Here is a 20,212-nt window from a genome sequence, read left to right as displayed (position 1 = left end):
TTTCCATGCAACGTCGCCATCTCATGCAGGCCGCGAGCCTCACGGCCCTCGCATTGGCCATGCCGCTGGCGCAGGCCCAGGGCAACACCTTCAAGATCGGGCTGGTGCTGCCGATGACGGGGCAGCAGGCCTCCACCGGCCGCCAGATCGAGGCCGCGGCCCGGCTCTACATGGCGCAGAACGGCGACACCGTGGCGGGCAAGAAGATCGAGCTCATCGTCAAGGACGACACCAGCCTGCCCGACGTGACCAAGCGCCTCGCGCAGGAACTGGTGGTGAACGACAAGGTCAACGTGCTGGCCGGCTTCGGCATCACGCCCTCGGCCATGGCCACCGCGCCCATCGCCACCCAGTCGAAGACGCCGATGATCGTGATGGCCGCCGCCACCTCCAGCATCACCGAGGCCTCGCCCTACATCGTGCGTACCAGCTTCACGCTGCCGCAGGTGTCGGTGGCGATGGGCGACTGGGCGCCGAAGAACGGCATCAAGTCGGTGGTCACGCTGGTCGCCGACTACGGGCCGGGCAACGACGCCGAGAAGTACTTCGCCGAGCGCTTCCAGCTGAACGGCGGCAAGGTGCTCGACAAGCTGCGCGTGCCGCTGCGCAACCCGGACTTCGCGCCCTTCCTGCAGAAGGTGCGCGACGCCAAGCCCGACGCACTCTTCGTCTTCGTGCCCTCGGGCGCCGGCGCGGCGGTGATGAAGCAGTTCAACGAGCGCGGCATGGACAAGGCCGGCATCAAGCTGATCGCCACCGGCGACGTGACCGACGACGACCAGCTCAACGACATGGGCGACGGCGCGCTGGGCGTGGTCACCACGCACCACTACTCGGCCGCACACCCCTCGGCGCTCAACAAGAAGTACGTCGAGGCCTTCCAGAAGGCCAACAAGAACATGCGCCCCAACTTCATGGCCATGGGCGGCTACGACGGCATGCGCGTGATCTACGAGGCGCTCAAGACCACCAAGGGGCAGGGCGGCGGCGACGCGCTGCTGGCCGCGATGAAGGGCCAGATCTTCGAGAGCCCGCGCGGCCAGGTGCTGATCGACGCGCAGACGCGCGACATCGTGCAGGACGTGTACCTGCGCAAGGTCGAGAAGAAGGACGGGCAGCTCTACAACGTCGAGTTCGACGTGATCAAGGCCGTCAAGGACCCGGGCAAGGCAAAGCAATAAGCTCACCCTCAGGCCGATGCTGACCATTCTTTTCGACGGCATTGCCTACGGCATGCTGCTGTTCGTGCTCGCCGTCGGCCTGGCGGTGACGCTGGGGTTGATGAACTTCATCAACCTCGCGCATGGCGCCTTCGCGATGGCGGGGGGCTACCTCACGGTGTTCGCGATGCAGAAGGCGGGTGTGCCCTTCCTGGCCTGCCTGGTGCTCGCCTTCGTGCTCGTGGGGCTGCTGGGCGCGCTGCTGGAGCGCACGCTGTACCGGCCGATGTACGGCAAGTCGCACCTCGACCAGGTGCTGTTCTCCATCGGCCTGGCCTTCATGGCGGTGGCGGCCATTGACTTCTTCGTCGGCTCCTCGCAGCAGAACATCCACCTGCCCGAGTGGCTGCGCGGCCGCACCGAGATCGGCGATGGCGCGCTGCTGCTGGGCATGGGGCACTATCGCATCTTCATCATCGTGCTGTGTACGCTGCTCACGGTGGTGCTGCAGCTCATCCTGTCGAAGACGCGCTTCGGCAGCCGGCTGCGCGCGGCGGTGGACGATCCGCGCGTGGCCGCCGGGCTGGGCATCAACGTCAACGTGGTGTTCCTGGCGACCTTCGCGGTGGGCTCGGGCCTGGCCGGGCTGGGCGGCGCGCTCGGCGCCGAGATCCTGGGCATGGACCCGACCTTCCCGCTCAAGTACATGATCTATTTCCTGATCGTGGTCTCGGTCGGCGGCACCTCGTCGATCACTGGGCCGCTGCTGGCTGCGCTGCTGCTGGGCATCGCCGACGTGGCGGGCAAGTACTTCATTCCCAAGATGGGGGCCTTCACGGTCTACCTGCTGATGATCCTGATCCTCATGTGGCGGCCCCAGGGACTGTTCACGCGCCGGGGAGGGAAGGCATGACTCACCCCCATGCTTGCCCACTGCGTGTGGCCGCCAACCCCCTTCCAGGGGGCGCCGCCAGCGGCCCGGCAAAGCCGGTTCCGCGGCGGCTCTGGCATAGGGCATGTGTTTTCGACGGCCGTCGGTCGGGCGCACCGAAATGAGCAAGTCCGAATTTCAATCAGCGCTGCTCGCCCGGACCCGCTGGCGGCCGTGGGAGTTCGTTTTCTGGGCCGTGGTCTTCGTGCTGCCGGCGCTGCTGCCCTCGAAGGCGCTGATGATCAACGAGATCGCGATCATCGCGCTGTTCGCGCTGTCGCTGGACCTGATCCTCGGCTACACCGGCATCGTTTCGCTCGGGCACGCGGCCTTCTTCGGCTTCGGCGCCTACACGTCCGCGCTCTTTGCCAAGCACGTGATGCCGGACCCGACCGTGGGCCTCGTGGTCGCCATCGCCGCCTCGGCCGCGCTGGGCGCCGTGGCCAGCATCACCATCCTGCGTGGCAGCGACCTCACGCGGTTGATGGTCACGCTGGGCACTGCGCTGCTGCTGCTGGAACTGGCCAACAAGCTGGACTGGCTCACCGGCGGCGCCGACGGGCTGCAGGGCGTGGTGATGGGGCCGGTGCTGGGCCTGTTCGAATTCGACCTCTACGGGCGCACGGCGGCCTGGTATTCCATGGCCGTGCTGCTGGTGCTGTTCGTCGTGATGCGGCGCCTGGTGCAGTCCTCCTTCGGCGCCACGCTCAAGGCGATCCGCGACAACCGGCTGCGCGCGATGGCCATCGGCATCCCCGTGGTCTCGCGCATCGCGGTGATCTACACCGTGGCCGCTGCGGTGGCCGGCGCGGCGGGCGCGTTGCTGGCGCAGACCACCGGCTTCGCCTCGCTGGACGTGCTGGCCTTCGACCGCTCGGCCGACGTGCTGCTGATGCTGGTGATCGGCGGTGTGGGCTGGCTCTACGGCGGCATTGCCGGCGCCATCGTCTTCAAGCTGCTGCAGGACACGCTCTCGGCCGTGACGCCGCAGTACTGGATGTTCTGGGTCGGGCTGATCCTGGTGCTGCTGGTGCTGGTCGGGCGTGACCGCCTGCTGAAGCCCTGGACCTGGTTCGGCAAGCGGGCGGGGGCGGCGCGATGAGCGATACCGTCCTTGCCGCCACCGGGCTGGTGATGCGCTTCGGCGGCATCACCGCCACCGACAACGTCACGCTGAACCTGAAGCGCGGCGCGCGCCACGCGCTGATCGGTCCCAACGGCGCTGGCAAGACCACGCTGGTCAACCTGCTGACGGGCGTGCTCACGCCGACCGCCGGGCGCATCGTGCTGGAGGGCGAGGACATCACGCGCCTGGCACCGCATGCCCGCGTGGCGCGCGGCATGGTGCGCACCTTCCAGATCAATCAGCTCTTCGACTCGATGACGCCGCTGGAGACGCTGGCGCTGGTGGTGTCGCAGCGCTCGGGCCTGGGCGCGCAGTGGTGGCGCCCGCTGGGTGCGTCGGGCCGGGTCTCGGAGCGCGCCGCGCAGTTGCTGGAGCAGTTCCACCTCGGCGACGTGGCGCATCAGCCGACGCGCGAGCTGGCCTACGGCAAGCGCCGCCTGCTGGAGATCGCGATCGCCCTGGCCTGCGAGCCGCGCGTGCTGCTGCTCGACGAACCCGTGGCGGGCGTGCCGGCCGGCGAACGCGAGGAGCTGCTGCAGACCGTGGCGGCGCTGCCGGCCGACGTCTCGGTGCTGCTGATCGAGCACGACATGGACCTGGTGTTCAGCTTCGCCGACCGCATGACGGTGCTGGTCAACGGAGCCTTGCTCACGGAGGGCGACCCCGACACGATCGCCAACGACCCGAAGGTCAAGGAGGTCTACCTGGGCCAGGGAGCCGTGCATGTCTGAACTGCTTCGCATCGAGAAGCTCAGCGCCGGCTACGGCGAAGCCGTGGTGCTGCACGACATCTCGCTCGCCCTGGGCGAAGGCCAGACGCTGGCGCTGCTGGGCCGCAACGGCACCGGCAAGACCACGCTGATCAACACGCTCGCAGGCGCGGCGCGCCAGCACGGTGGCAGCATTGCGCTCGGCGGCGTGGCGTTGCACAAGCTCTCGCCGCACCAGCGCGCGGCGGCCGGCATCGGCTGGGTGCCGCAGGAGCGCAACATCTTCAAGTCGCTCACGGTGCACGAGAACCTGACGGCGGTGGAACGGCCTGGTGCGTGGACCCCCCAGCGCGTCTACGAAATGTTCCCGCGCCTGGCCGAGCGCAAGCGCAACCTGGGCACGCAGCTCTCGGGCGGCGAGCAGCAGATGCTGGCGGTGGGGCGGGCGCTGGTGGTGAACCCGCGGCTGCTGCTGCTGGACGAGCCGCTCGAAGGGCTGGCCCCCATCATCGTGGAGGAGCTGCTGCGCGCCATCCGCCGCATCACGCAGGACGAAGGCCTGGCGGCCATCATCGTGGAGCAGCATCCGCAGGCCATCCTCGCGATCTCCGACGAGGCGGTGGTGCTGGACCACGGCACGGTGGTGCATGCCGATCGCGCGGCCAGCTTGCGCGCGCAGCCCGAGGTGCTGGAACGGCTGCTGGGCGTCGCGCGCTGAAGGTGCGTCGGGCCTGCACGCCCCCCTCACGACGCCGCACGCCGGCTGGTTCACCAGCGGTCTGAACTCATCAGCGCTTCCCAGCGGCCCCCGCGCGGTCGATAGACACCCACGCTGCCGTAGATCTGCTCGCCGTCGGGACCGAACTTCATCACATTGGTGACAGGGGCCATGAAGTCGAGCTCGCGAAGCTTGGCGGTCAGCACCTTTCCGTCGACCGACTTGGCCCGCTGCACGGCGTTGGACAGCAGGTACATCGCATCGTAGGCGTAGTGCGCGCCATACACCGGCGGGTGGCCGTATGCAGCGCTGAAGGCGCCGACGAACTTCGCGCCGCGGTAGAACTCCATCGGCTCCAGAACGGGCGACGTGGCGAAGACCTCGAGCGGGAGCTTCTGCGCCAGCAGCTTGTTCGTCTTGAGCGTGTCGCCACCGACGATCTTGATGTTGTTCAGGCCGGCGTCTGCCAGCTGCTTGACGAGCGCGACGACCTGGAAGTCCGCGAGAGTCGTGACGATGGTCTCGACCGAACGTGTCTTCAACTCCTTGACCAGGGAGCCGAACTCGGTGGTCTTGTCGTTGAACGATCGGCGCAGGGCCACGGTACGGCCATGGGCGCTCAGCGATTTTTCCGCCAGATCGGCCAACGCCTTGCCATAGGACGAGCTGTCGTCGACGACGGCACAGGCGCCTGCGCTCTCGCTGAGCGTCGTGGCCGCATAGGCGCCCATCGCGCGTCCCTGGATCGTGTCGCTGGCCACCAGTCGCAGCGTCGTGGGGAAGCCGAGCTGCGTGTACTTGGGCTGGGTGGAAATGGCGAGCTGCGGGATGTTCTTCGCAGCGTAGATCGGTGCAGCCTGGATGCTCACACCGGAATTGAGGTGACCGATGACAGCCGCCACGCCCTCGTCGACAAGGTGGCGCGCAACCTGCTCGCCGACGCCCGCACTCGCCTGATCGTCGACGGCAACGATCTGGAAATGCACGGTCTTTCCGTCGACCGTGACGCCGCTGGCGTTGATCTCCTTCACCGCCAGCTCGACGCCCTGCAGCATGTCCTTGCCCAGGGCGGCCAGCGGGCCGGACAAAGGCTGGGCAACGCCGATCTTCACCGTGTCGGGTACCTTGGAACAGGCGATGAGCCCGGTGAGTGCGAGTGCCGAAAGGCCAATGCCGACAAGTCTCATGTAACCCCACTGAAAAGTTGTAGAAAAAATTCTACGAGGGGCTTCGGCAATCGCGGGCCGCTTGACAGATTTCGCGTCTTTCGCGCCGCGATGAAGACGATCGAGGCGTCTCGCGGCGGCCCATTCAGTATCCGACGGTGAAGCGCTGGCGCGGATGCGCAGGCTTCTCGATCTCGTCGGCCATCGCGATCGCGTAGTCCTCCATCGAGATCCAGCTCTTGCCGTTGGCGTCGGCCAGCAACTGGTTGCCGCCGGTGCGGTAGCTGCCGGTGCGCTCGCCCGGTTCGAGCAGGGCGGAGGGCGAGAGGAAGGTCCAGTCGAGTTCCTTCTCGGCGCGCAGCGACTCCAGGAAGGTGCGGCCTGCCAGCGCTTCGGCCTTGTAGGCCTCGGGGAACTGGGGCGTGTCGACGAGCGCCTTGCCCGGCGCGATCTCGAGGCTGCCTGCGCCGCCCACTACCAACAGGCGCGGCACGTCCGCCTGCTTGGCGGCGGCGACGGCAGTGGTCGCGTCGGTGCCGCCCGCGAAGTGCGTCGCGCTGACGACGGCGTCATGGCCGCGCAGCAGCGGCACCAGTGCGTCGAGCCGGGTGGCGTCGGCCTGCTTGAGCGCGAGGCCGGGTTGGGGCTGGACCTTGTCGATGTTGCGCGCGATGCCGGTGACCGTGTGGCCGCGTGCAAGCAGCTCGTTGGCGATGCGGGAACCGACGCGGCCGCTGATGCCGAGGATGGCGATATGGCTCATGGAAGAACTCCTGGTTGAAGAAAAGGAAATGGAAAGGGGGCTTCTCAGACGGCCTGCCGCGCCGCCTGGGCCAGGTGCTGCTGCCAGGCCTCGGACCGGCCGAGCCAGGGGCCGGCGTCGATGCGTTCGAGGCGGCCGTCGCCGCGCGCCAGCGCGAAGCTCGGAAACCCGCTGCCGCCCATGCGCGCCAATAGCGCACGGCTCGCGGCGAAGTGCTCGCGCGAGGGCTCGCCCGCGTGCGCGTCGACCGCGGCGGCAAAAGCCGGACCGTCGAGGCCGATGTCGGTGGCCAGTTTGCGCAGCACCGCGGCATCGGCGATGCGCAGTCCCTCGACGTAGTGGGCGCGCTGCAGGCGCTGGAGCAGATCGAGCCCTCGGCCCCCCAGCGCCTCGGCCGCAAGAATGGCCGTGGTCGGCGGCTCGGAATCCATCACCGCCGTGGTGTCGCGCAGCAGTCCTTCGAAGTAGGCCTCGCCAAAGGGCTGGCCGGTCAGCTGTGCAATGCGCCGGTCATGCGGCATCGCGTAGTCGCGCCACTGGGGCGTGATGGTGCGCCGGTTCGGGCCGGTCATCATGCCGCCGCCGTGCAGCGCGATCGTGAGGCCGGGCACCGCACGGGCCGCCTGGACCAGCGGGGCGGCGGCGTAGCACCAGCCGCACAACGGGTCGAAGACGTAGTGCAGGGTGGGGCCGTTCAATGCGCCGGCCATTTCATTTCGCCCTTGATGACCTTGGCACTCAACTCGAGCGACGACACTTGGCCCAGGCTCGGGTAGTGCTGCTTCATGGCCGCGACCAGTGCGGCCGAGTCCTTGGCCTTCGCGGCTTCGCGCTCGAAGGTCTTCAGATAGTCGGCGGTGAATTTCACCGCCTGCAGCCCCTTCGGCGCGTCGCCCATGTAGTGACCCGGCACCACGGTCGCGGGCTTGAGCGCGGCGATGCCGTCGAGCGTCGTGCGCCAGGCCTGGCGCGAGGCCGGTGTCTGCGTGTCGGCGATCCACACGTGGGTGTTGTTGAACACGGACACGCCGCCGGTCACGGTCTTGAGCGAGGGGATCCAAAGGTAGCTGCGCTCGGGGCTCGGGCCCTTCAGCCCCTTCACTTCGAGCTTGCGGCCTTCGAGCAGGAGGGTGTCGCCGGCCAGCGGCTCGGGCAGCACCAGCGCCTTGGGCGCGTTGTCCTTGAGGATGGGCCCCCAGTAGGCGAGCTTGCCGTCCATCGAGGCCTTGATCGCCGCCACCGTCTGCGGCGTGGCCACGATCTTCGCGTCGGGAAAGGCGGCCTGGATCACGTCGAGGCCGAAGTAGTAGTCGGGGTCGCTGTGGCTGATGTAGACGGTGGTGAGCTTCTTGCCGCCGGCCTTGATCTTCTGCACCAGGGTTTCGGCGTCGTTGCGTTGGAACTGCGCGTCGATCAGCACGGCCTCGTTGCGGCCGCTCACGATGGCCGAGGACACGGGGAAGACGGACTTGCCGCCGGGGTTGTAGACCTCGAGTTGAAGCGCGGCTTCCGCGGCCGATGCCGGCAGGACGTGAACCGCGGCGAGCGAGGCCAGGCCGGCGGCGAGGAGGTTTCTGCGAATCATGGGGTGAGCGTCTGAAGAGTCGGAACGGAGCGAATCTTATGTTGCTCGATCCGATCCAAAAACCGCATACGATGCAAAGGTTTGTTGCTTGAATCGATCAGATCATCATGGACCGAATCACCGCATCGCAGGTCTTCCTGAACGTCGCCGAGCGCGGCAGCATGACCGCCACGGCCGAGGCGCTGGGCATGTCGCGCGCCATGGTCACGCGCTACCTGGCGCATATGGAGGGCTGGGCTGGGGCCCGGCTGCTGCACCGCACCACCCGCCGCATCAGCCTGACGCCGGCCGGCGAGGAGGCGCTGGCGCGCTGCCGCCAGATGCTCGAGATCGCAGGGCAGATGCCGGTCGCCGTCGATGCACAGGACGAGCTGCCGCGCGGCCTGCTGCGACTGAGCTGCGCGCAGTCGCTGGCGCAGGACATCCTGGCGCCGGCGGTGGCGGCCTTCCTGCGCCTGCATCCACAGACGGCCGTCGACCTGCAGATCAGCGACCGCACCGTGAACCTGGTGGAGGAGCGCATCGATCTCGCGATCCGCATCACCAACGACCTGGACCCGAACCTGATCGCCCGGCCGCTGGGCCTCTGCGGCTCGTTGGTGTGCGCCACGCCGGCCTACCTGGCCGCGCACGGCACGCCGCGCTTGCCCCAGGAGCTCGCGCTCCACAACTGCCTGACCCACTCCTACTTCGGCAAGAGTCTCTGGCAGTTCGAGCGGCAGGGGCAGCAGCTGGCGGTGCCGGTGGGCGGCAATCTCAGCGCCAACGAATCACGCGTGCTGCTGGCCGCTGCGCTCGAGGGCGCGGGCATCGCGATGCAGCCGGTGTACTCGGCCGAGCCCCTGATGGCCAGCGGCAGGCTGGTCGCGCTCTTGCCCGAGTGGCGCCCGCAGGCGCTGGGGGTTTACGGCGTCTACAGCTCGCGCCGCCAGATGCCCGCTGCGCTGCGCGCGATGCTGGACTTTCTGGCGGAGCGTTTCAGCGACCCGCGGCACTGGCCTCCTGCGGGGCCTCCGGCCCCACGGCGCGGTACAGCGCGCGCACGAAGTCGGACTGCGTGATCATCCCGGTGAGCCGGCGCTCGCCGTCGATGATCGGGATGTGGTGGTGGCCGCCCTCGGAGAACAGCGGCACCAGCTCGACCATCGGCCGCTCCTCGCTGGCCACGCGCACCTGGCGCGTCATGATCTGGCCGACCACCTCGGGCTTGCTCGACATCACGGTGCGCGTTGCGCGGATGAAGTCGCGCAGCCGGCCGCCCAGGCCCTCGTGGTGATCCAGGTCGATGTGGCGGAAAAAGTCGGCCTGCGTGACGATGCCGACCACCCGGCGCGTGCGATCGATCACCGGCAGGGCCTTGATGCGGCGCGCCTGCATCAGCGCCCAGGCCTCCTGCAGCGGCGTGCCGAACTCGGCGACCACGGGGTCACGCGACATGATGTCGGCGCAGCGCACGGTGCCGAGGCGGCGGCGGTAGGACTCCAGCTCGGTTTCGCGGATCAGCGCTTCGAGGTCGTCGCGGCTGATGTCGAGCACCTGGTTGTAGCGCGCGAGCACTGCATCGACGTCGGCCGAGCTGAATCGCGCATCGGCGCTGGGTTTGCGCGGCGCGAGCTGCACATGCGGGTAGCGCCGGCCCGTGAGGCTGTTGTAGAGCACGCCGGCCAGCACGAGCAGCACCGAATTGAGCGCCACCGGATAGAGCGAGAACGGAAAGTGGGTGGTCTGGCTCAGCACCGCGAACAGCGCCACCGCGCCGCCGGGCGGATGCAGGCAGCGCAAGCCGAACATCAGCCCGATGGCGAGCGCGGGGGCGAGGGCGCTGGCCCAGACCGGATCTGCGATCCATCGGGCACAGGCGACACCGACCAATGCCGAGAAGGTGTTTCCGGCGATCACCGACCAGGGCTGGGCGAGCGGGCTGGCGGGCAGCGCGAACACCAGCACGGCGCTGGCGCCCAGCGGCGCGACCAGCCAGCGGCTGTCGATCGAAGAGCCCGTCCATTGGGACAGCAGCGCCGTGACCAGCAGGCCCAGCCCGGCGCCTGCGACGGCGCGCAGGCGTTCCCCGGCATTGACGTTGGTGCGCGCCGGCAGCCAGGCGCGCGCGAAGGTACGCAGTTGCTCGCTCAGCATGTCTTCAGGCGAGTTCGCCGGCGACCCTGCGCCCGATCTCGGGCCAGCGCCCGTGCAGCCAGGCCCAGGCCACCAGGCCGACGCTCATCATTCCGATCGAGGTCAGCGCCAGGGCGAGGGTGGAGTGCATCACCAGCGGGGCGACCACGCCGGCCACGATGCCGTTGGCGGTCGAGCCGATCACGGCCTGCAGCGAGGAGGCCATGCCGCGGCGCTCGGGATGAAGATCGAGCACCAGCAACGTCACCACCGGCACCATCAGCGCCCAGCCGAAGGCGAAGACCGCAAGTGGCAATATCGCCCAGAAGGGGTGCGGGGCGAAGAGGGCGTTGGCGATCACGTTGACGATGGAGGTCAGCAGCATGATCAGGAAGCCGTCGCGGATTTGCCGCTTGGGCGCCACCTTGCCCGCCATGCGCCCGCTGGCCCAGGCACCGGTCATGATGCCGCCGATGGTGAGCAGGAAGAACCAGAAGAACTGGGTGGGCGCGAGGCCGAGGTGGTCGCCGAGGAAGGCGGGCGCGGCCAGCACGTAGAGGAACATGCCGTTGAAGGGCACGCCGCTGGCCAGCGCGAGCAGCAGGAAACGCGCATCGGAACAGAGATTCCAGTAGCCACGCATCAGATGGCGCACTTCGAAGGGCTGGCGCTCGCTCTTGTGCAGGGTCTCCGGCAGAAGCTTCCAGTTGGCTGCGAACAGCACCACGCCCACTGCCACCAGGAACCAGAACACGCTGTGCCAGCCCAGATGCACGAAGAGGAAGCCGCCGATGATCGGCGCGATCGCGGGGGCGATGCCGAAGTAGATCGTCACCTGGCTCATCACCCGCTGCGCCTCGGCCGGGGGGAACATGTCGCGGATCACGGCGCGCGAGACCACGATGCCGGCGCCGGTCGACAGGCCCTGCAGCGCGCGGAAGAACACCAGCTGCGCGATGGTCTGCGACAGTGCGCAGCCCAGGGAGGCGATGGTGAACACCGCCAGTCCCCACAGCACCACGGGCCGCCGGCCGAAGCTGTCGGACAGCGCGCCATGGAACAGGTTCATGAAGGCGAAGCCGAAGAGGTAGGCCGACAGGGTTTGCTGCATCTGCGCAGGCGTCGCGCCGATGCTCTGCGCGATACCCGCGAAGGCCGGGATGTAGGTGTCGATGGAAAAGGGGCCGAGCATGCCCAGCACCGCCAGCAGCACGGCGAGCGCCCAGCGCGGGGCGTGCCAGAGTTTGTCGGCGTCGGGGTTCATTGCGAGAGGTCTCCGTTCTTGCTTGTTGTGCGCGGCAAAAGAAAACGCCCGCCGCCGTGAAGGCAAAGCGGGCGTTCGGGCTCGAAGATCCGCCAGGGGATCAGAGCGTATCAATAAAGCTGCGCAGCTTGTCGGAGCGCGAAGGATGCTTGAGCTTGCGCAGTGCCTTTGCCTCGATCTGGCGGATGCGCTCGCGCGTCACGTCGAACTGCTTGCCCACCTCTTCCAGCGTGTGGTCGGTCGACATTTCGATGCCGAAGCGCATGCGCAGCACCTTGGCCTCGCGCGGCGTCAGGCTGTCGAGAATGTCCTTGACCACGTCGCGCAGGCCGGCCTGCATCGCGGCCTCGATCGGGGCCGTGTTGCTGCTGTCCTCGATGAAGTCGCCCAGGTGCGAATCGTCGTCGTCGCCGATGGGGGTTTCCATCGAGATCGGCTCCTTGGCGATCTTCATGATCTTGCGGATCTTGTCTTCCGGGATCTCCATCTTCGCGGCCAGGATGCCGGCGTCGGGCTCGAAGCCGAACTCCTGCAGGTGCTGGCGGCTGATGCGGTTCATCTTGTTGATGGTCTCGATCATGTGCACCGGGATGCGGATGGTGCGCGCCTGGTCGGCGATCGAGCGCGTGATCGCCTGGCGGATCCACCACGTCGCATAGGTCGAGAATTTGTAGCCGCGGCGGTATTCGAACTTGTCGACCGCCTTCATCAGGCCGATGTTGCCTTCCTGAATGAGGTCGAGGAACTGCAGGCCGCGGTTGGTGTACTTCTTGGCGATGGAGATCACGAGGCGCAGGTTGGCCTCGATCATTTCCTTCTTGGCGTCGCGCGAGGACGACTCGCCCTCGTTCATGCGCTTGTTGATGTCCTTGAGCTCGGCCAGCGGGACCACCACGCGCGACTGGATGTCGGCCAGCTTCTGCTGCAGTTCCTGCACCGGCGGGATGTTGCGGGCCAGCACGGCGCTCCAGGGCTTGCCGGCTGCGGCCTGCTTCTCGACCCACTTGAGGTTGAGCAGGTTGGAGGCCACGCGGTGGCCGCTCTTGTCGTAGCCGCTGAAGTCGCGAATGAACTCGTCCTGCGGGAAGCCGCACTTGTCCACGATGATGCGGCGCAGCTCGCGCTCCTTCTTGCGCACGTCGTCGACCTGCGTGCGCACCAGGTCGCACAGTTTCTCGATGGTGCGGGCCGTGAAGCGGATGGTCATCAGCTCCTCGGACAGCGAGTGCTGCGCCTTCTGATAGGACGGCGTGCCGTAGCCTTCCTTGTCGTAGATCTTGTGGACCTTCTCGAACAGGAGGGCGATGCGGTCGAAGCGGGTGAGGGCCTCGTTCTTGAGCTCTTCCAGCTTCTTGGTCAGGGCCTTGGAGCCGCCCTTGCCGTCGTCGTCGTCTTCCTCGTCGAACTCGTCGAAGTCTTCCTCGGCCACGTAGTCGTCGGCCTCGTTGGGGTTGGAGAAGCCGTCGACGATGGTGGAGATGACCACCTTGCCGTCACGGATCTCCTGGCCCAGGCGCAGGATCTCGGCGATGGTGGCGGGGGAGGCCGAGATGGCCTCCATCATGGCCATCAGGCCGCCTTCGATGCGCTTGGCGATCTCGATCTCGCCCTCGCGCGTCAGCAGCTCGACCGTGCCCATCTCGCGCATGTACATGCGAACCGGGTCGGTGGTGCGGCCGAATTCGCTGTCGACGGTCGAGAGGGCGGCTTCGGCCTCTTCTTCGGCTTCCTCGACGGTGGTGGCGGTCGGCGCGGTGTTGTTCAGCAGCAGGGTCTCGGCGTCGGGCGTCTGCTCGTAGACCGCCACGCCCATGTCGTTGAGCATGGTGACCACGACTTCCATGGTCTCGGCGTCGACCAGCTTGTCGGGCAGGTGGTCGGAGATCTCGCCGTGCGTCAGGTAGCCGCGGGTCTTGCCCAGGGTGATCAGGGTCTTGAGGCGGGAGCGGCGCTTGGCCAGGTCTTCCTCGGAGAGCACGGTCTCGTCGAGGCCGAATTCCTTCATCAAGGCGCGTTCCTTCGCCTTGCTGATCTTCATGCGAAGGGGCTTGACCTTTTCCTCGGTCGCCGCGGGCTCGTCTCCGACCAGTTCGTCCTCGATGTCGGACAGGTCGACATCGCTGGCCGGCGCCTCGCTGGCGGCGGCCTTGGGCTTGCGGCCGCGCTTGGCGCCGCCGGCGGCGGGCGCTGCACCGGCCGCCTTGGGGGGGCGGCCGACCTTGCGCGCGGCGGTGGCGGGAGCAGCGGCGACCGCTGCTGCTGCGGCGGCCTTCTTCGGTTCGGCGGTGGGAGACGTTTTGGTGGGCACGGTTTTCACTTTCGTAGCGGCTGTCGCCTTGGACGCGGCGATACCTGTCTTAGTTGCCGGCAGGGCCGCAGCTTTCAACGGTTTCTCTGCAACCGGCTTGCTGGCGGCGGACACGGCAGGCTTCTTTGAACTGGGCATACGACCTCGTACAACAAGAATGAACCAACGCAATCACGGGCGCCAACAGCCCGGCGCAGGCGGAAGCACAAAAAACAGAGAGGGGCGAACAAAAGGCCGCGGGCGGCCCCTCGAGCGCTCTTCAAAAGACAAGATGTCGGGCGAACATTTGGTGTGCAGTCCTTGCGGTTTTTGACCCGTATTCCGATGTGGATTCATCAGAAAGTGCGTTGCGCATCGAGTCGGCCCGGAGGTGCTGCTGTCGCTCTTGCCTAATTTCGCATGTTTGCGAAGCCTTACATTATAGCGCGCTGCGCAATTTTCAAGCAAGTTCCTGGTGTCCTAACGCGGCGGATGCAGGCGGGCGCGCAGCTCCAGCCGGCGCGCCTCGAGGGCCTTGTAGCGCTCCAGGGCCCGTGGGTCGCTGCCGACGGCGGCGATCGCCTCGCTTTGCTGGGCCTTGAGCCGGTCGTCCAGCATGAAGTCGAGCACGTTGCGCAGCTCGCGCGCGGCCTCCGCCGCCTGCCCGCCCTCGGGATCGCCGATCGGGCCGCCATCGGGGCCGGTCATCACGCGCAGCGCCAGCGCCTCGAAATCCAGGCCTCGCAGGCCCTCGCGCAGCGCTGCCCAGGGCTGCACCCCGTGTTCATGCAGCTGGCTGTCCAGCCAGGCGAAGAGCTGCCCGTGCTCACCGGGGAGCTCGCACAGCAGGGCATGGAGCTCGTGAGGCAAGGCCTCCCATTCCGCCATGGTCGACAGCAGCAGGCGCGCCGCGACGTCGGCCCGGCCGGGGGGCAGGGTGCGGCCGCGGGCGGGCGGGCGCGGGGGCGAAGCGCGTGGCGCGTAGCGGTCTTCCCGCGGGCGGGCCCGGCCGTCGCGGCGCTCGCGCGGGCCGGACCCGGCGGGGCGGGCCGCCCCGGGCGGCAGCCACAGCTCGCCCAGCTCCTGAGCGCTCAACTGAACCATTTCCGCGATTTCGGTCAACAGCTGTCGCTTGAGCGCGCCTTCCGGCAGTGCGCTCCACAACGGCCGGGCGTTGCTGGCCATGTGGGCGCGCCCTTCGGCGCTGCCGAGGTCGCAGCCCTCGCGGGCGGCCTCGAGCATGAAGCGGCTCAGCGGCGTGGCCTCGCCGACGAAGCGGGCGAAGGCGTCGGCGCCGAACTCGCGGATGAAGCTGTCGGGATCGTGCTCGGCCGGCAGGAACAGGAACTTGACGCTGCGCACGTCGGTGGCGTAGGGCAGGGCGCCGTCGAGCGCCTTGCGCGCGGCGCGCCGGCCGGCGGCGTCGCCGTCGAAGCTGAACACCACCGATTCGGTGAAGCGGAAGAGCTTCTGCACATGGTCCGTGGTGCAGGCCGTGCCCAAGGTGGCGACCGCGTTCGGGAAGCCCAGCTGCGCCAGCGCCACGACGTCCATGTAGCCCTCGGTCACCAGCGCATAGCCGCGCTCGCGGAAGGCGGCGCGGGCCTCATAGAGGCCGTAGAGCTCGCGGCCCTTGCTGAAGACCGGCGTCTCGGGCGAGTTGAGGTACTTGGGCTTCTCGTCGCCCAGCACCCGGCCGCCGAAGCCGATGCATTCGCCCTTCACGTTGCGGATCGGGAACATCACCCGGTCGCGGAAGCGGTCGTAGCGCTTGCCTTCGCTGTTTTCGTCCGCTTCGCCGGCGATCACCAGGCCGCTCTCGGCCAGCAGCGGGTCGTCGTAGTCGGGAAAGACGCTGGCCAGCGTGCGCCAGCCGGGCGGCGCGTAGCCGATGCCGAACTGCCGGGCGACCTCGCCCGAGAGGCCGCGGCCCTTGAGGTAGTCGATGGCGGCGGGGGACTGGCGCAGCTGCTTGCGGTAGGCCTCGCCCGCCTTCTCGAGCACCTCGGACAGGGTCGCCTGCTTCTGGCGTTGCCCGGCCGCGCGGGCGCGTTCCTCGGGCGAGGCGTCGTCCTCGGGCACCTGCAGGCCGTACTGGCCGGCGAGGTCGTGCACCGCCTCGACGAAGCCCATGCCGGCATGCTCCATCAGGAAGCCGATGGCGTTGCCGTGCGCCCCGCAGCCGAAGCAGTGATAGAACTGCTTGGTCGGGCTGACGGAGAAGGAGGGCGACTTCTCGCCGTGAAAGGGGCACAGCCCCATGAAATTGGCGCCGGCTTTCTTCAGCTGGACGTAGCGCCCGACGATCTCCACCACGTCGGCACGCGCGATCAGTTCCTGGATGAAAGAGGCGGGGATGGTCATGTAGGCGGAGAGCGGCAAATCATACGCAAGACCTCATGCCATCGCGGCCCGGCGGCATACTGGTCGCTTCGAATCCCGCGCCGCATTCGCATGATTCGCCACACCATCCGCCATTCAGTGCCCGTGCTGCGCCATCCCCTCCGCTTCGCCTGGGAGGCGGCCAAGGCGTTCCGGGCCAACCAGGGCCTGCTGCTCGCGGGCGCGGTCGCCTACTACGCGCTGCTCTCGATCGTGCCGATCCTGATCCTGAGCGTGATCGCGATGTCGCACTTCATCGGCCAGGCGGAACTGCTGAGCTCGGTGGGTCGCTACCTGGAGTGGCTGCTGCCGGGCCAGTCACGGGCCATCGTTGCCGAGCTGTCGAACTTTCTGGACCATCGCGACGTGATGGGGCCGGTGTTGCTCGTGACGATGATCTTCTTCAGCTCACTGGCCTTCACCGTGCTCGAAAGCGCGATGGCGGTGATCTTTCATCACCGAAAGGCCGACCATTCGCGGCATTTCCTGATTTCGGCGGTGATGCCCTATATCTACATCCTCTGCCTGTGTGTCGGCTTGCTGCTGGTCACGCTGGTGGCGGGCGCGTTACAGGTGATCGGGCAGGAAAGCGTCGAGCTGTTCGGCCGTCGCTGGTCGCTGTCGGGCGTGTCGGGGGTGCTGCTGTATCTGCTCGGGCTAGGCGGCGAGATCTTCATGCTGACCTCGCTCTACCTGGTGATGCCCGTGGGCCGGCTGCGGCTGCGGCACGCATTGCTGGGCGGCGTGACCGCGGCCCTGCTCTGGGAGGTCACGCGGCGCTTGCTGGTGCTCTACTTCGCCACGCTGTCGCAGGTCAACGTGGTGTACGGCTCGCTGACCACCGCGATCGTGGTGCTGCTGAGCCTGGAGATCGCCGCCACGCTGGTGCTCTTCGGCGCCCAGGTGATTGCGCAGTACGAGCGCCTCGAGCGCACCGGAAGCGCGAAGCCGATCCCGGGCGAGATCGCAGCGGTCAGCGCGGCGCCAGCCGGATCGCACCGTCGAGTCGGATCACCTCGCCGTTGAGCATGTCGTTCTCGATGATGTGCTTCGCCAGCTTCGCGTAGTCCTCGGGCGTGCCCAGGCGCGAAGGGAAGGGCACGCTGGCGGCCAGCGCGTCCTGGACTTCCTGGGGCATGCCGAACAGCATCGGCGTCCCGAAGATGCCGGGGGCGATCGTCATGTTGCGGATGCCGTTGCGCGCCAGGTCGCGGGCGATCGGCAGCGTCATGCCGACCACGCCGCCCTTCGAAGCGCTGTAGGCGGCCTGGCCAATCTGGCCGTCGTAGGCCGCCACCGAGGCGGTGGAGATCAGCACGCCGCGCTCGCCGGTGGCCTCCGGCTCGTTCTTGCTCATGGCGTCGGCCGCCAGGCGGATCATGTTGAAGCTGCCGACCAGGTTGACGGTGACGGTCTTGCTGAACACGGCCAGCGCGTGCGGGCCGTTCTTGCCGACGGTCTTCTCGGCGGGCGCGATGCCCGCGCAGTTGACGAGGCCGACCAGCTTGCCAAGCTTCTGGGCGGCGGCGACCGCGGCCTGGCCGTCGGCCTCCTGGCTCACGTCGCACTTCACGAAGATGCCGCCGATGTCCTTGGCGACCGCCTCGCCCTTGTCCGCCTGCATGTCGGCGATGACGACCTTGCCGCCGTTTGCGGCCAGCATCCGCGCCGTGCCTTCGCCGAGGCCCGAAGCGCCGCCGGTGACGATGAAAACCTTGCCTTCGATCTGCATGTGCTCAGCTCCTCAAAGAATGCGTTCGTCCGGCGATCATAGAGCGCAAAAAAAGGGGCCCCGTCTGAAGACGGGGCCCTTGAATTGGATCCCGAAGGACCCAAGGAGACAATCGTCGCCCGCTCAAGGCGGGCTTGTCACTTGATTAGGCGCGCTTGCGGGCAGCCGTTTGGGCGGTGCTCTTGGCGGCGTTCACGGCCGTGGTCGAGACGGCTTGGAAGTTGGCTTCGGCGACGTCCGTGGCTTGCTTGACGGCCTTCTGGACCGATTCGAAGGCGTTGTTGGCGGCGGCCACGGCGCTCTTCATCACGGCGACGGCGGTTTCCGAACCGGCGGGGGCGTTCTTGGCAGCGCTGTCGACCAGGCCGACGAAGGCTTGCTGGGCTTCAGCGGCCTTGCTTTCGAAAGCCTTGCTGAATTCGGCGCCGGTGCCTTGGGCGATTTCGTACAGGTGGCGGCTGTAGGCGGCGGTCTTCTCGGCCAGGGGCTGGAACAGGCCGGCTTGCAGGGCCAGCAGCTCTTGCGCGTCCTTGACGCTCAGCAGCGCTTGCGTGGTGCCAGCGGCTTCGGTCAGGGCGGCCTTGGAGGCGGTCACGTTCAGTTCGACCAGCTTCTCGACGCCTTCGAAGGCCTTGGTGGTGAGGCCGAACAGCGTTTCGACGTTGGCCTTGTGGGAGGCGATGATTTGGTCAGCGGTGAGTGCCATTTGTGGAGCTCCAGTTAGATAAAAGGGGACGATTCGCGGTGAGCTGCACTCTTCTTTTTATGTTGCGGCGCAGCATGGCGGAAGTATAGGCAGCGCCCCGGCGCTCTCCAAGAGGTTTTTGCTGCTTTGCAGCAATTTAGAAGCAGATTTCTAAAACCGTGTCGACAATGTTCCTTATGCGTGCTTTTTATTCGGGCCACTTCGTCTTGCCGCTGCCCCCTGGCCATCGGTTCCCGATGGGGCGCTACGCGCTGTTGCGCGAGCAGATGGAGCGGCACCTGCCGGAGGTCGAGATGCTGCAGGCGCCACGTGCCAGCGACGGCGAGCTGGCGCTGGCCCATACGCCGCAGTGGATCGCCGCCGTCAGCGAAGGCACTGTCGACCCGCAGGCCATGCGGGAGATCGGCTTCCCCTGGAGCGAAGCCATGGTCGAGCGCTCGCGCCGTTCGGCCGGTGCGACCATCGCCGCCTGCCGTGCCGCCCTGGCCGAGGGCGTCTCGGGCAACATGGCCGGCGGGACCCACCATGCGAGCGCCGATCGGGGCGGGGGCTTCTGCGTCTTCAACGACGCCGCGGTCGCGGCACGCCTCATGCAGGCGGAGCACGGAAGGCGCGGCCGCGTGCCGCTGCAGGTGGCGGTGATCGATCTCGACGTGCACCAGGGCAACGGCACTGCGCGCATCTTTCGCGAGGACCCGAGCGTGTTCACGCTGTCGATGCACGGGCAGAAGAACTTCCCCTTCCGCAAGGAAGCGAGCGACCTCGACGTCGAGCTGCCTGACGGCTGCGGCGATGCCGACTACCTGGCCGCCCTGGAGCACGCGCTCGACGAGCTCGACCGGCGCTTCTCCCCCGGCCTGGTGATCTACCTCGCCGGCGCCGACCCCTTCGAGCGCGACCGCCTGGGGCGCCTCAAGCTGAGTTTCGACGGCCTGGAGGCGCGCGACCGGCGCGTTTTCGACTTTGCGTGGCAGCGCCGCATCCCGCTCGCGTTCGCGATGGCCGGCGGCTATGCCAGCGACATTGCCGAGACCGTGCAGGTGCAGCTAGGCACCTTCCGCGTGGCCATCGACTACTGGGGACGCTGGCAGAATGCCGCGGCCAGACGGCATTGATGAGATGAGCGCCAGACCCACCCCCCACCACCGCAGCGCATTCCGCGTCTTCCGCAGCATCCCGACGCGCTGGGCCGACAACGACATGTATGGGCACGTCAACAATGTCGTCTACTACGGGTGGTTCGACACCGCCGTCAATGCACTGCTGATCGAGCGGGGGGCACTGGACATCCACCAGGGCGACACCATCGGCTTCGTGGTCGAGACGCAGTGCAACTACTTTGCGCCGCTGGCCTTTCCGCAGACGGTGGAGGCGGGGGTTCGCGTGGCGCATGCGGGCAGCTCCAGCGTGCGCTACGAGATCGCGCTGTTCGCCGAGGGTGCCGACACCGCGGCGGCGCAGGGCCATTTCGTTCATGTCTACGTCAACCGGACGACGCAGCGGCCGGTGAAGCTGCCGGCGGCGCTGCAGGTCCTGGTCGCCGAACTGCGCGGCTGAGCGGCCACGC

Annotated in this window: 19 protein-coding genes; 9 read left to right on the top strand and 10 right to left on the bottom strand. The window is 67.7% G+C overall.

What is annotated here, in order from left to right; all coding sequences use genetic code 11:
• Positions 1-5: 5 nt before the first annotated feature.
• From AC3A6X_RS10550 to AC3A6X_RS10530, 5 genes are all read left to right on the top strand, one after another.
• A complete protein-coding gene (locus AC3A6X_RS10550) occupies positions 6-1,181 on the top strand; it encodes an ABC transporter substrate-binding protein (protein ID WP_487842130.1) in 1,176 nt (391 codons plus the stop codon).
• Positions 1,182-1,197: 16 nt separating this feature from the next.
• On the top strand, positions 1,198-2,073 hold the full coding sequence (locus AC3A6X_RS10545) for a branched-chain amino acid ABC transporter permease (protein ID WP_487842129.1): 876 nt from the start codon (positions 1,198-1,200) through the stop codon (positions 2,071-2,073).
• A 139-nt stretch (positions 2,074-2,212) separates the two neighbouring features.
• Positions 2,213-3,193 carry a branched-chain amino acid ABC transporter permease gene (locus AC3A6X_RS10540; RefSeq protein WP_487842128.1) on the top strand — a complete coding sequence of 327 codons (981 nt, stop codon included), beginning with the start codon at positions 2,213-2,215 and terminating at the stop codon, positions 3,191-3,193.
• Positions 3,190-3,948 (top strand): ABC transporter ATP-binding protein, encoded by a 759-nt coding sequence (locus AC3A6X_RS10535; protein WP_487842127.1) that lies wholly within the window; start codon positions 3,190-3,192, stop codon positions 3,946-3,948. The genes AC3A6X_RS10540 and AC3A6X_RS10535 overlap by 4 nt, the downstream gene beginning before the upstream one ends.
• Positions 3,941-4,645, top strand: coding sequence for an ABC transporter ATP-binding protein (locus AC3A6X_RS10530; RefSeq protein ID WP_487842126.1), 705 nt, complete (start codon positions 3,941-3,943; stop codon positions 4,643-4,645). Before AC3A6X_RS10535 ends, AC3A6X_RS10530 begins: the two co-directional genes overlap by 8 nt.
• Before the next feature lie 50 nt (positions 4,646-4,695).
• Here the strand turns inward: AC3A6X_RS10530 and AC3A6X_RS10525 are convergent, their stop codons facing one another.
• The 4 genes from AC3A6X_RS10525 to AC3A6X_RS10510 all read right to left on the bottom strand — a co-directional run bounded on the left by AC3A6X_RS10525 (position 4,696) and on the right by AC3A6X_RS10510 (position 8,159).
• Complete coding sequence (locus AC3A6X_RS10525) at positions 4,696-5,832, bottom strand: branched-chain amino acid ABC transporter substrate-binding protein (RefSeq protein ID WP_487842125.1); 1,137 nt, start codon at positions 5,830-5,832, stop codon at positions 4,696-4,698.
• A gap of 124 nt (positions 5,833-5,956) precedes the next feature.
• Entirely contained in the window at positions 5,957-6,574 is a 618-nt protein-coding gene (locus AC3A6X_RS10520; RefSeq protein ID WP_487842124.1) for an NAD(P)-dependent oxidoreductase, read from the bottom strand.
• A 44-nt stretch (positions 6,575-6,618) separates the two neighbouring features.
• Positions 6,619-7,284 (bottom strand): DsbA family protein, encoded by a 666-nt coding sequence (locus AC3A6X_RS10515; protein WP_487842123.1) that lies wholly within the window; start codon positions 7,282-7,284, stop codon positions 6,619-6,621.
• On the bottom strand, positions 7,269-8,159 hold the full coding sequence (locus tag AC3A6X_RS10510) for an MBL fold metallo-hydrolase (RefSeq protein ID WP_487842122.1): 891 nt from the start codon (positions 8,157-8,159) through the stop codon (positions 7,269-7,271). The genes AC3A6X_RS10515 and AC3A6X_RS10510 overlap by 16 nt, the downstream gene beginning before the upstream one ends.
• Before the next feature lie 107 nt (positions 8,160-8,266).
• Here AC3A6X_RS10510 and AC3A6X_RS10505 point away from each other — a divergent pair, with 107 nt between their 5' ends.
• Positions 8,267-9,220 (top strand): LysR family transcriptional regulator, encoded by a 954-nt coding sequence (locus AC3A6X_RS10505; RefSeq protein WP_487842121.1) that lies wholly within the window; start codon positions 8,267-8,269, stop codon positions 9,218-9,220.
• Here AC3A6X_RS10505 and AC3A6X_RS10500 read toward each other — a convergent pair.
• The 4 genes from AC3A6X_RS10500 to dnaG form a co-directional block, all read right to left on the bottom strand.
• Positions 9,138-10,295 carry an HPP family protein gene (locus AC3A6X_RS10500; protein WP_487842120.1) on the bottom strand — a complete coding sequence of 386 codons (1,158 nt, stop codon included), beginning with the start codon at positions 10,293-10,295 and terminating at the stop codon, positions 9,138-9,140. The two genes, AC3A6X_RS10505 and AC3A6X_RS10500, sit on opposite strands and share 83 nt — an antisense overlap.
• Positions 10,296-10,299: 4 nt before the next feature.
• The gene (locus AC3A6X_RS10495) at positions 10,300-11,538 is read right to left on the bottom strand and encodes a multidrug effflux MFS transporter (RefSeq protein WP_487842119.1); all 1,239 of its coding nucleotides are present in this window, start codon (positions 11,536-11,538) and stop codon (positions 10,300-10,302) included.
• A 100-nt stretch (positions 11,539-11,638) separates the two neighbouring features.
• The gene (gene rpoD / locus AC3A6X_RS10490; RefSeq protein WP_487842118.1) at positions 11,639-13,984 is read right to left on the bottom strand and encodes an RNA polymerase sigma factor RpoD; all 2,346 of its coding nucleotides are present in this window, start codon (positions 13,982-13,984) and stop codon (positions 11,639-11,641) included.
• A 321-nt stretch (positions 13,985-14,305) separates the two neighbouring features.
• The gene (gene dnaG, locus AC3A6X_RS10485) at positions 14,306-16,189 is read right to left on the bottom strand and encodes a DNA primase (protein WP_487842117.1); all 1,884 of its coding nucleotides are present in this window, start codon (positions 16,187-16,189) and stop codon (positions 14,306-14,308) included.
• Positions 16,190-16,279: 90 nt separating this feature from the next.
• Here dnaG and AC3A6X_RS10480 point away from each other — a divergent pair, with 90 nt between their 5' ends.
• A complete protein-coding gene (locus AC3A6X_RS10480) occupies positions 16,280-17,233 on the top strand; it encodes a YihY/virulence factor BrkB family protein (RefSeq protein WP_487842116.1) in 954 nt (317 codons plus the stop codon).
• On the opposite strand, the gene AC3A6X_RS10475 is transcribed toward AC3A6X_RS10480, so the two are convergent.
• Positions 17,181-17,939 (bottom strand): 3-hydroxyacyl-CoA dehydrogenase, encoded by a 759-nt coding sequence (locus AC3A6X_RS10475; protein WP_487842115.1) that lies wholly within the window; start codon positions 17,937-17,939, stop codon positions 17,181-17,183. The two genes, AC3A6X_RS10480 and AC3A6X_RS10475, sit on opposite strands and share 53 nt — an antisense overlap.
• A 145-nt stretch (positions 17,940-18,084) precedes the next feature.
• Complete coding sequence (locus tag AC3A6X_RS10470; RefSeq protein WP_309971829.1) at positions 18,085-18,645, bottom strand: phasin family protein; 561 nt, start codon at positions 18,643-18,645, stop codon at positions 18,085-18,087.
• Positions 18,646-18,821: 176 nt separating this feature from the next.
• Between AC3A6X_RS10470 and AC3A6X_RS10465 the strand changes: the two genes are divergently transcribed.
• Positions 18,822-19,760, top strand: coding sequence for a histone deacetylase family protein (locus AC3A6X_RS10465; protein ID WP_487842114.1), 939 nt, complete (start codon positions 18,822-18,824; stop codon positions 19,758-19,760).
• 4 nt (positions 19,761-19,764) lie between these two features.
• Positions 19,765-20,202 (top strand): acyl-CoA thioesterase, encoded by a 438-nt coding sequence (locus AC3A6X_RS10460; protein WP_487842113.1) that lies wholly within the window; start codon positions 19,765-19,767, stop codon positions 20,200-20,202.
• Positions 20,203-20,212 lie beyond the last annotated feature (10 nt).

It is taken from the genome of Variovorax sp. Soil_C_12 (assembly GCF_057657375.1).
This window is presented reverse-complemented; position numbering and strand designations above follow the sequence as displayed.